Here is a 9,112-nt window from a genome sequence, read left to right as displayed (position 1 = left end):
CCCTGGATGGGCATCCGACTCCCCCGCCCGCCGGTCACGCTGGGCGCGGCCGCGCTGCTGGTCGCGGCCGGCACCGCCGTCGTCCTCACCGGCCCGGGCTCCGCGTCGGCGGCGAGCCTCACGTTCACCCCGGTCGCCGACACGTACGTGCAGAGCGACACGGCCGGCACCGGTTACGGCTCCGCCACGCAGATCGTGGTGGACAACTCCCCGGTCCGCCGAATGTTCCTGCGGTTCACGGTCAGCGGCGTCAGCGGTACGGTCACCGGCGCCAAGCTGCGGCTGCGCACGATCAGCGGCAACAACGGCAGCAACGTCGGCGGCACGGTGCGGGCGATGTCGTCCACCACCTGGTCGGAGACCGGTACCACCTGGAACAACCAGCCGGCCATCGACGGTGCGACCATGGGCTCGATCGGTTCGGTCAGCGCCAGCAGCTGGTACGAGGTGGACGTCACCGCAGCGGTCACCGGCAACGGCACGTTCAGCTTCGGCGCCACCTCCACCAGCAGCGACGGTGCCTACTACAGCTCCCGGGAGAGCGGCGGGAACGCCCCGCAACTGGTGATCACCACCGGCAGCACGCCGCCGGCCGGTGACCCGGTGCTGGTCGGCGCCGGTGACATCAGCAACTCCGGCTCCGGCGACAGCGCCACCGCGACGCTGCTCGACGGCATCTCCGGCACCGTGTTCACCACCGGCGACAACGTCTACAACAGCGGTACCGCGTCGGAGTTCAGCAGCTACTACGACCCGACCTGGGGTCGGCACAAGTCGCGCACCCGCCCGTCGCCAGGCAACCACGACTACAACACCTCCGGCGCGAGCGGCTACTACAACTACTTCGGCAGCCAGGCCGGGCCGTCCGGACGCGGCTACTACTCGTACGACCTGGGCAACTGGCACGTGGTGTCGCTGAACTCCAACATCAGCATGTCCGCCGGGTCGGCGCAGGAGCAGTGGCTGCGGTCGGACCTCGCGGCCAGCACCAAGCCGTGCACGCTGGCCTACTGGCACCACCCGCTGTACACGTCCAGCTCCAACCACGCGCCGTCGACCGGCACCCGGCCGCTCTACCAGGCGCTCTACGACCACGACGCGGACGTCGTCGTGTGGGGTCACAACCACGTGTACGAACGGTTCGCACCCATGAACCCCAACGGCGGCCTGGACACCGCCCGAGGGCTGCGCAGCTTCGTCGCCGGGATGGGGGGGTCCAGCCACTACAGCTTCGGCACCATCCAGCCCAACAGCGAGGCCCGCAACAGCAGCGCGTACGGCGTCCTGAAGTTCACCCTGCACGCCACCACGTACGACTGGGAGTTCGTGCCGGTGGCCGGGCAGACCTACCGGGACAGCGGCACCGGCAGCTGCCACTGACGGCGTGTGCCGCGCCTCGTCCCGGGGTACCGCCTGAGCAGGAGCACCGGTGAGGAGGACGAGATGACCGACCCCAGGTACGCACCGATCGGGCTGGCCGCCGCCGGACGGCTGGTTGCCGACGACGAGGAGACCGGCGGCGGCGAGGTCGTCGGCGCTGACGACGCGGCGGCGGACGCCGCCCGGGCCGGCGCCGACGTGGACCTGTCCCGGGCCGACCGGGACAGCGACGGCACCCCGGTCGGCGCCGCCGACGCCGAGGCCGACCGCAGGCGCGCCGCCGGCGAGTGACGCTCTCCGCCCCGCCACCCGTGCGACGGTGGCGGGGCGGAGACGTCCTCAGCCGTCGACCGGCAGCTCCATCTCGGGCAGGTGCCCGAGCGCCCGGACCGCGGTCACCGCCGCGTACCCGTCGGCGAGCCAGGCGATGTCGGTGCCGGGGACCGCGCGGACCGCGTTCTCCTCCACCGCCGTACGCACGAAGCCCTCACCGCGCTCGGCGATCGACACCTGCACCTGACCGAACGGCGCCAGCGTCGCCTGGCGCAGCCCCGCCACCTGCTCGGCCGGCAGGTCGGGCACGTTGAGGTTGAGCACCGTTCCCGGGTTCGCGCCGGCCAGCCAGGGCAGCAGCGTCCCGGCCAGCTCGGCGGCCGTCGACCAGTGGCGGGACTCGTCGTCCACGCTGTCGAGCACCGCGATCGCCGCGCCGCCGCTGCCGGCGCTCGCCTGCGCCGGGGTGAGCACGTCGAGCGACACGGCGAGCGCGCGGATGCCGTTGTTGCCGGCGGTCAGCGCCGCGCCCACGGTGCCGGAGTGCAGGACCGCGTGGCCCGCGTTGGCGCCCCGGTTGATGCCGGACAGCAGCAGGTCCGGTACCGGCCCGAACACCCCGAGCCCGGCCAGGATCGCGATGTACGCCGGGGAGGCGGCCACCGCGTACGCGGGCACGCCGGGCAGCCCGTCCAGCTCGGTCTCGCGGAACACCAGCCGGCCGTCCTCGGTCACCGCGGACAGCGCCGCGCTCATCCCGCTCGCCTCAGCCTCCGGCGCCGCGACCACCACGTCCATTCCACTCTCGTACGCGGCCCGGGCGAGCGCGCGGATGCCCGGAGCGTGCACGCCGTCGTCGTTCGTCACCAGCACCCGGGGCCGGTCAGCTGTCATCGTCGCCACCGTCCAGCGGGGTCAGCCGGACCCGGCCGGCCAGTTCCCGCACCGCCTCGGCCCGGCCGGTGCCCAGTCCGTGCCGGGTCACGTTCAGCGCGCCGGCGGCAGCGCCGATGCGCAGCGCCTCCCGCAGGTCACCGCCCCGGGCCAGCACCGCTGCCACCCCGGCGGTCATCGAGTCACCGGCGCCCCGATGGTCGGCCAACTCCAGCGGCGGGGCGTGCACGAGCAGTGGCTCGCCGTCCTCCGGCAGCGCCAGCGCGGGCTCCCCGGCGCGGCTGATCAGCACCGTGCGCGCGCCGCGTTCCTGGCACCGACGGCCGGCGTCGCGCAGCGCCGCCACGCTGTCGTCCTTGGCCAGGCCGTCGTCGAGCAGCTCCTCGTGGCTGACCTTCAGCACTGCGACACCGCCGTCGAGCACCGCCTCCAGGTACGGCCCGGACAGGTCGGCAACCACCTTGCCGCCGTTGGCGCTCAGGTCGGCGGCGAGCCGGCGGTAGATGTCCGGGTCCACCACCTGCGGGTCGGCCGGGCCGCTGAGCACGCTGACCGGGGCGCGCAGCCCTTCGGTGAGCGTCACCGTGTACAGCTCGTCGATGTCGTGCCGCACCATCGGCGCGCCCGGGTGCTCGGCGATCTCGGTCCGCTCGCCGTCGCGCCGGTCGTGCACGTACCAGCCGGTGCCGGACTCCCGGCGCACCACCCGTACCGTGACGTCCTCGTCGTCGAGCAGCTTGCGGACCGCGTCGCCGACCTCGCCGCCGAGGCCCACGCACATGGTCACCGGCACGCCGAGCGCGGCGATCATCCGGGTCTGCCACACCCCCTGCCCGCCCGGGTGCAGGTGCAGCTCGGGCACGTCACCCTGCTGCTCGATGGTCACCGTCAACAGCGGGGCCGGGGCGAACACCATCACCTTCTGGTCCATCCGCCAGTGTTGCCCGCTGACCGGCCCCGGTAATCCCCCAGGTCAGCGCGGGCGCGCGGCGGTACGGCGGCGCCGCAGGTACGGCAGCGCGAACAGGTAGAGGCCGCTGATCAGGAGCAGGGCGAGCGGGAGCAGCGGCACGTAGGAGACCCACACGATCGGATCCTCCTGGGCCAGCGCGACGAAGGTGATCACGACGGTCGCGGTGAAGGCGACGGAGAACCAGCGGTGCAGCTGACGGATGCGCGTGTCCATGGGTCGACGACCTTTCCCCGGTGGCCGCCCTGGTGGGAGGCCCGTGCCGGAAACGCTAGGTCCGCCCACCCGCGCGACGCTTCTCGATTCCTGACCGGTCCACGCCGCGCTGCTCCTGGTCAGTCAGCGGCCAGCTCGGGCCGATTCTCCTTGATCCACTTCTGCACGTCCGACTTCAGCCAGACTTTGCCCTGCACCAGGTCGGCCACCGGCTCCGGGAAGTTGCGGTGACTGGTGATCACGTAGACGCGCTGCTTGCTGATGCCACCCAGCATCACGCGGATCTCGGCTGCGCCCACCAGCTCCATAAGCCGGACGCTAGACAGTTGCCCTGGCTCCTTGACTCGGGTCAACGCCTCGGTCACCGTATGGGGTATGCCGACTTCCTCGCCGACCCAGGGCCGCCCACCCAGAGCGATCCGGCCGCACGTGGTGATCCGGCCGCTGTGGCTGTGCCGGGTCTGCGCCGGCCCGTGGCCGCGTCAGCCCGCGCGCCTGCTGTTGCTGCTGGAGTACCGCCGCGACGCCGGGCTTGCCGTGTCGGAGCGCCGGACGAACCCGGCAACGGCGAGCGCGCTGATCGTGGTCGCCACGGCCGCGGCGAGCACCAGAAGGGTGGTCTCCACCTGCACCGTACGCATGTATTCGCCGCCCTCGGCGGTGGCCGACGCGTAGCGCACGGCTGCCAGCGGGTTGAGCAGCGCCGCGGCGACACCGGCGGTCCACGCCGCCGCCGGTAGCCGCTCGTCGTCGGGGCGGACGGTCCGCCGGGCGGCCCACCGGCCGAGGGCCGCGAACGTGACGAGCAGCGTGAGCGGCAGCAGCCAGAGCACGGCGGGCAGCAGGTCACGCAGGGTCACCACGGCGTCGAGCAGCTCCACCAGGAAACCGGAGCCGTCGTGGGTCACCAGGCCGATCCGGTGGCTGTAGGCCGCGAGCGCGACCACCGTGCAGCCGATGTGGACGCAGATCAGCGCGATCAGAGCGGACAGCGCGACACGGCGGGCGGACACCGGGCCGAGGTTACCGCCCGTGCGCTCCGACGGCGGGCCGACAGTTCGCCCCCGCCGGGACGGTCAGACGCCCAGGGCGAGATCGGCCACCTCGGCGGCACAGCCCCAGGACAGCGTCACCCCGGCCCCGCCGTGCCCGTAGGCGTGCACCAGCCGCCCGTCCGCCGGGTCCACCTCGACGCGGGGGCCGCCGTGCCGGACGGGCCGCAGCCCGATCCGCTCCCCCAGCACCGGCGCGTCCGCGATCTGCGGCACCAGCGCCACGCACCGGCGCCGGATCGCCGCCGCCTCCTCCGGGTCGGGGCCGGTCTGCCACACCCCCGCCTCGTAGGTGCCGCCGAGCACCACGTCGCGCCGCCGCGGGTGCACGTACGTGATGCCGGCCGGGTCGTCCTCGTCGCGCACCGAGACGGTCAGGCCCGGGTTCGCCACCAGCAGGACGTGCCCGCGCGCCGGGAACACGGCCGGGTCGGCGGCGAGCCGGCCGGCGGCCAGGCCGGTCGCGTTCACCACGACCGGCGCGAACTCGTACGCCTCGGCGAGCGTGCCCAGCGCGCGGCGCACGATCCGGCCCCCGCCCGCCTCCAGGCGCTGCCGCAACCAGGCGAGATAGCTGGTCATCTCCACCGACGGGGCGGTGAACCGCAGCAGCGCGGTGTACGGCGGATCCGCCGGCTCGGCCGTCAGGTCGCCGCAGGCGTCGGCCCACCAGGGCGGCCCGGCGAAGCGGTGGCGCAACCACATCCGGGTGGGCCGGTCGACCACCCCCGGCACACCGCCGGCCGCCTGGCGGCGCAGCTCGGCGTGGGTGTCCCGGGCCCAGCGCAGCACCCGGGGATCCTCCTCGGTGTGGCTCGGGTACCAGACCGCGGCGGCCACCGTCGACACCGTGTCCGCCGGGTCGTGGGCGGTCAGCACGGTGACGTGTGCGCCCCGCCGCTGGAGCGTGAGCGCGGTCGTCATCCCGATCACCCCGCCGCCGACCACCACCACGTCCGCCGTCGTCATGATCCGCTCCCGTCACCAGTACCCGCGTGTTCCCGCCGATGGTGGCCGCCCGGACGGCTGGTGTTCAAGACGGATCGGGCGGCGCACGGGACAAATCGCTTTGTCCGTCTCGGTTACGCTCGTGGCGTCTGGCCTTGGGGGGTGACAACTGCTGGTGTGTCGGGTCCTCAGTAGTCGGTGCTACGAGTCCGGGACGCTGCCCGTTCCGGCTGACCGCCTCGGTCGTCTGATCATGGTCGGGGAGCCGGTCACCGGCACGGCGGCCAAGGCCCGGGCCGGGTGGACGGTGGTGTACGCCCGGGAGTCGTCGGCCGATCAGAAAGCCGACCTGGACCGGCAGGTCGCCAGGGTGACCGTATGGGCCACCGGGCAGAAACTCGGCATGGACCGGGTGGTGACCGAGGTCGGCTCGGCGCTCAAAGGGCACCGTGAGAAGTTCCTCACGCTGCTACGTGATCCGACTGTGTCGACGATCGTGGTGGAGCACCGGGACCGGTTCGTCCGGTCACTGAAAGGTTACGGCTCATGAGTGCAGACTCTTCGATGAGTGGCGACTTCACCCGCATGCTCGACGCGACGATGGCGGCACTTCGGACGGTGGGTCCGCCGCCGGAGGGTGAGGCGGAGACACCCGCGGTGGGCGAGGCCGCCGACGGACAGGTACGCGCCGAGATGGGGCGCGACGGCAAGCTCCAGTCGCTGCACGTCGAGCCGCGGCTGATGCGGCTCGGCTCCGAGGAGCTGACCGCGCACATCGTCACCGCCGTCAACGCGGCGATCGACGGGCTGCGGACCGGCCCGGCCCCGCAGGTCGCGGACATGTCGCAGTTGCGGGAGCAGTTGCAGGAGGTACGGGACACCGCCGTACCCCGGCTCGGGTCGTTCCTCGACGCGCTCACCGAGGCGCAGGAGCGGCTGGCACGCGGCGGGCAGCGATGAGCGGCGGCGGCTTCGAGGTGCACCCGCCGCTGATCCGGGCCGCCGGGCGTGGCGTCACCGACCTCGCCAAGCGGTTCAACGGCGAGCTGGAGGCGTTCGAGGCGCGGATGCGGGGGTACGGCGAACCGTGGGGCGCCGACGACATCGGGTCGCTCATCGGCATCGCCTACACCGAGGTGGCGAACTACATCTTCGACTGCGTCGGCATGGCCGCCGACGAGTTCACGTCCGCGGGCGCCGACATCACCGGGATGGCCGACGCGTACGAGCGGGTCGACGAGGACGGCGCGGGCACCATGCGCTCGCTCGCCGGCGGACTGGGGTGAGCCGTGGGACTGCAACTACCCGGTGAGCTGGTCACCGCGCTCGGCTGGATCGGCTACACCTGGCCGGCCGCCGACGAGGAGAAGCTCTTCGAGATGGGCCAGGCGTGGCTGGAGTTCGGCGGCCGGATCGGCTCGGCGGCCGGTGAGGTGGACGCGGTGGCCGCGCAGGTCTGGACGCAGAACGTCGGCCCGGCGATCACGGCGTTCCAGAAGTGGTGGGGCGGCGAGCAGAACGGGCCGCTCGTGCTGCACGACAGCATGCCCGCGGCCATGCTGCTCGGCACCGGGCTGATCATCTGCGCGGCGATCGTCCTGGCGCTGAAGATCGCGGTGATCGTGCAGCTCGCCATCCTCGCGTTCCAGGTCGCCCAGGCGATCGCCACCGCCGTGGTCACGTTCGGTGCCTCGCTGGCCGAGATCCCGATCTTCCAGATCATCACCCGGGAGATCGTCGGCGCGCTCATCGACCAGGTCATCGGGAGACTGCTCGATGCCTAGCCCGAGGCGCGGCCGGGGCGCCGCCGCGAAACCGGCGGCCGGCAAGATCGTCCGCAAGGCGGTCGAGAAGCTGGAGAAGCCGATCGTCCGGGTCACCGGGCCCGACCGGAGCCTGCCGACGAAGGTGGTGCGGGTCGAGCGCCGGAACTTCCACGCCACCGCCCAGTTCCGGCGCAAGATGGCCGCGCTGAAGAAGCTCAGCGACGAGGACAGGCTCTACAAGGCCACCAACCCGGTGGAGCGGGACAAGAGCATCACCGACGGATACAAGGACCGGATCCGGCAGAAGATCTGGGACAAGTACTGGCCGCACGACAAGGACCTCGCCAACCGGCTCAGTCAACGGCTCAGCGACTACCACCCCGATCACGTGTGGGAACTGCAGCTCGGCGGGCCGGACACCGTCGGCAACCTCAAGCTGCTGCATGGTAGAACCAACACGGACATCGGCTCCCAGATCTGGGGGCAGATCCAGAATCTGCCGGACGGAACCCCGATCCGAATAGAGGTAGTGGATTGACTTCCGATCTCGCGCAGCTTCTCGGCGAACTCCGCGCCGATCTGGCCGCCGACGAGCCGGCCAGCCTCGCGTACGCGCAGATCGGCGACCCGGCCGACGCCGGTGACGTGCCGGCGGAGCTGCCGGCGGGCCTGCGTGATCTGCTGCTCGCCGCCGACGGCCTGCGGGCCGGCGCGTTCGAACTGGCCTCGGCCGGCCGGCTCGCCGGGGTGCAGTACTTCCTCGACTACGCGCCCGACTTCTCCCCCGTCGGCCAGGACAAGACCGGCTGGCTGGTCGTCGGCACCCGCAGCGACGAGCCCATCTTCCTGGAGCGGGCCACCGGCGCGGTGTGGCATTTCCCGCCGACCGGCACCGAGTGGTTCATGGGCGACGCGTTCGAGGAGCTGGCACCCGACCTCGACTCGTTCGTGCACTACTACGTGCTCGGACCCGGCTACGCCGAGCTGGTGACCGACGACGACGGGTGGTACGCGTTCCTCGACCGGCAGGGCCTGCTCGACGAGGCGGACGAGGTCGACGAGGACGAGGCGCAGCCGTGACCGTGACCCGGGAGCAGCTCACCGCGCTGTGGGGTGAGCGGGGGGTCATCTACTTCCCCGACCAGCGCTTCGACGCGATCCTCGGCCCGCTCGGGCCGGAGGTGTTCCCGCCCGGCGGGGCGCTGCCGGTCGAGGTGCCGATCCTGTTCACGGTCGACGTGTCGGTCCCCGACGTCGAGCTGTTCTCCACGCTGTCGATCGAGCTGGGCGACCGGGGCCCCCGCCCGTACGTGGTGCTGGGCTCCTCGCCGGAGGACCCGGCACTGCTGTTCTGCCTGGACGCCGGCACCGGCGCGGTGATCCTGCTGGATCTGGAGACGCCGAATCTGGAGACGGTGAACAGCACGTTCGCCGCGTTCGTGGAGTTCCTCTACCGGCTCGGGCAGCTCATCGCCACCGACCCGGGCGGGCGGGAACGGGCCGCCCGAGCGGCGGCGATCCGTGACGACCTGCGCCCGGTCGACCCGGTGGCGTTCGCGGATCCGGAGTCGTGGTGGACCATGGCCTTCGACGAGCTGGAGTCGACCGCCTGA

Annotated in this window: 14 protein-coding genes and 1 pseudogene; 9 read left to right on the top strand and 6 right to left on the bottom strand. The window is 72.4% G+C overall.

From position 1 onward, the window contains the following. Positions 1-6: 6 nt before the first annotated feature. Positions 7-1,380 (top strand): DNRLRE domain-containing protein, encoded by a 1,374-nt coding sequence (locus tag KSK32_RS21750; RefSeq protein ID WP_216932860.1) that lies wholly within the window; start codon positions 7-9, stop codon positions 1,378-1,380. Between the two features lie 63 nt (positions 1,381-1,443). Beyond that, entirely contained in the window at positions 1,444-1,671 is a 228-nt protein-coding gene (locus KSK32_RS21745) for a hypothetical protein (protein WP_216932859.1), read from the top strand. 48 nt (positions 1,672-1,719) lie between these two features. Here KSK32_RS21745 and surE read toward each other — a convergent pair whose 3' ends face one another. The 6 genes from surE to KSK32_RS21715 all read right to left on the bottom strand — a co-directional run bounded on the left by surE (position 1,720) and on the right by KSK32_RS21715 (position 5,754). After that, entirely contained in the window at positions 1,720-2,547 is an 828-nt protein-coding gene (gene surE, locus KSK32_RS21740) for a 5'/3'-nucleotidase SurE (RefSeq protein ID WP_216932858.1), read from the bottom strand. Further along, the gene (locus tag KSK32_RS21735; RefSeq protein WP_216936270.1) at positions 2,537-3,463 is read right to left on the bottom strand and encodes a PfkB family carbohydrate kinase; all 927 of its coding nucleotides are present in this window, start codon (positions 3,461-3,463) and stop codon (positions 2,537-2,539) included. The genes surE and KSK32_RS21735 overlap by 11 nt, the downstream gene beginning before the upstream one ends. Positions 3,464-3,520: 57 nt before the next feature. Then, a complete protein-coding gene (locus KSK32_RS21730) occupies positions 3,521-3,733 on the bottom strand; it encodes a hypothetical protein (protein ID WP_216932857.1) in 213 nt (70 codons plus the stop codon). Positions 3,734-3,852: 119 nt separating this feature from the next. Next, the gene (locus KSK32_RS21725; protein WP_216932856.1) at positions 3,853-4,041 is read right to left on the bottom strand and encodes a hypothetical protein; all 189 of its coding nucleotides are present in this window, start codon (positions 4,039-4,041) and stop codon (positions 3,853-3,855) included. Between the two features lie 174 nt (positions 4,042-4,215). Continuing rightward, the gene (locus tag KSK32_RS21720; protein WP_216932855.1) at positions 4,216-4,746 is read right to left on the bottom strand and encodes a hypothetical protein; all 531 of its coding nucleotides are present in this window, start codon (positions 4,744-4,746) and stop codon (positions 4,216-4,218) included. Positions 4,747-4,809: 63 nt separating this feature from the next. Then, the gene (locus KSK32_RS21715) at positions 4,810-5,754 is read right to left on the bottom strand and encodes an FAD-dependent oxidoreductase (RefSeq protein ID WP_216932854.1); all 945 of its coding nucleotides are present in this window, start codon (positions 5,752-5,754) and stop codon (positions 4,810-4,812) included. Between the two features lie 148 nt (positions 5,755-5,902). Here KSK32_RS21715 and KSK32_RS21710 point away from each other — a divergent pair. From KSK32_RS21710 to KSK32_RS21680, 7 genes and pseudogenes are all read left to right on the top strand, one after another. After that, positions 5,903-6,259, top strand: a pseudogene (locus tag KSK32_RS21710) (recombinase family protein); the annotation flags it as partial. A 20-nt stretch (positions 6,260-6,279) separates the two neighbouring features. Next, positions 6,280-6,693 carry a YbaB/EbfC family nucleoid-associated protein gene (locus tag KSK32_RS21705; protein WP_216932852.1) on the top strand — a complete coding sequence of 138 codons (414 nt, stop codon included), beginning with the start codon at positions 6,280-6,282 and terminating at the stop codon, positions 6,691-6,693. After that, complete coding sequence (locus tag KSK32_RS21700) at positions 6,690-7,019, top strand: hypothetical protein (RefSeq protein ID WP_216932851.1); 330 nt, start codon at positions 6,690-6,692, stop codon at positions 7,017-7,019. Before KSK32_RS21705 ends, KSK32_RS21700 begins: the two co-directional genes overlap by 4 nt. A gap of 3 nt (positions 7,020-7,022) precedes the next feature. After that, entirely contained in the window at positions 7,023-7,517 is a 495-nt protein-coding gene (locus KSK32_RS21695; protein ID WP_216932850.1) for a hypothetical protein, read from the top strand. After that, complete coding sequence (locus tag KSK32_RS21690; RefSeq protein WP_216932849.1) at positions 7,510-8,037, top strand: endonuclease; 528 nt, start codon at positions 7,510-7,512, stop codon at positions 8,035-8,037. Before KSK32_RS21695 ends, KSK32_RS21690 begins: the two co-directional genes overlap by 8 nt. Beyond that, positions 8,034-8,579, top strand: a complete 546-nt coding sequence (locus KSK32_RS21685) for a hypothetical protein (protein ID WP_216932848.1) — start codon at positions 8,034-8,036, stop codon at positions 8,577-8,579. Before KSK32_RS21690 ends, KSK32_RS21685 begins: the two co-directional genes overlap by 4 nt. Then, positions 8,576-9,112: an SUKH-4 family immunity protein gene (locus KSK32_RS21680; RefSeq protein ID WP_216932847.1), complete on the top strand. Its 537-nt coding sequence runs from the start codon at positions 8,576-8,578 to the stop codon at positions 9,110-9,112. The genes KSK32_RS21685 and KSK32_RS21680 overlap by 4 nt, the downstream gene beginning before the upstream one ends.

The sequence above is a fragment of the Micromonospora sp. WMMB482 genome (genome assembly GCF_019038635.1).
Classification (GTDB): domain Bacteria; phylum Actinomycetota; class Actinomycetes; order Mycobacteriales; family Micromonosporaceae; genus Micromonospora; species Micromonospora marina.
Note: the sequence above shows the minus strand (reverse complement) of the source record. Positions and strands in the feature narration are given on the sequence as shown.

What these genes read in the sequence shown, in the direction of transcription:
- KSK32_RS21750 (WP_216932860.1), top strand. Translation starts at nt 7, where the DNA reads ATGGGCATCCGACTCCCCCGCCCGCCGGTCACGCTGGGCGCGGCCGCG.
- KSK32_RS21745 (WP_216932859.1), top strand. Translation starts at nt 1,444, where the DNA reads ATGACCGACCCCAGGTACGCACCGATCGGGCTGGCCGCCGCCGGACGG.
- surE (WP_216932858.1), bottom strand. Translation starts at nt 2,547, where the DNA reads ATGACAGCTGACCGGCCCCGGGTGCTGGTGACGAACGACGACGGCGTG.
- KSK32_RS21735 (WP_216936270.1), bottom strand. Translation starts at nt 3,463, where the DNA reads ATGGTGTTCGCCCCGGCCCCGCTGTTGACGGTGACCATCGAGCAGCAG.
- KSK32_RS21730 (WP_216932857.1), bottom strand. Translation starts at nt 3,733, where the DNA reads ATGGACACGCGCATCCGTCAGCTGCACCGCTGGTTCTCCGTCGCCTTC.
- KSK32_RS21725 (WP_216932856.1), bottom strand. Translation starts at nt 4,041, where the DNA reads ATGGAGCTGGTGGGCGCAGCCGAGATCCGCGTGATGCTGGGTGGCATC.
- KSK32_RS21715 (WP_216932854.1), bottom strand. Translation starts at nt 5,754, where the DNA reads ATGACGACGGCGGACGTGGTGGTGGTCGGCGGCGGGGTGATCGGGATG.
- KSK32_RS21705 (WP_216932852.1), top strand. Translation starts at nt 6,280, where the DNA reads ATGAGTGCAGACTCTTCGATGAGTGGCGACTTCACCCGCATGCTCGAC.
- KSK32_RS21700 (WP_216932851.1), top strand. Translation starts at nt 6,690, where the DNA reads ATGAGCGGCGGCGGCTTCGAGGTGCACCCGCCGCTGATCCGGGCCGCC.
- KSK32_RS21690 (WP_216932849.1), top strand. Translation starts at nt 7,510, where the DNA reads ATGCCTAGCCCGAGGCGCGGCCGGGGCGCCGCCGCGAAACCGGCGGCC.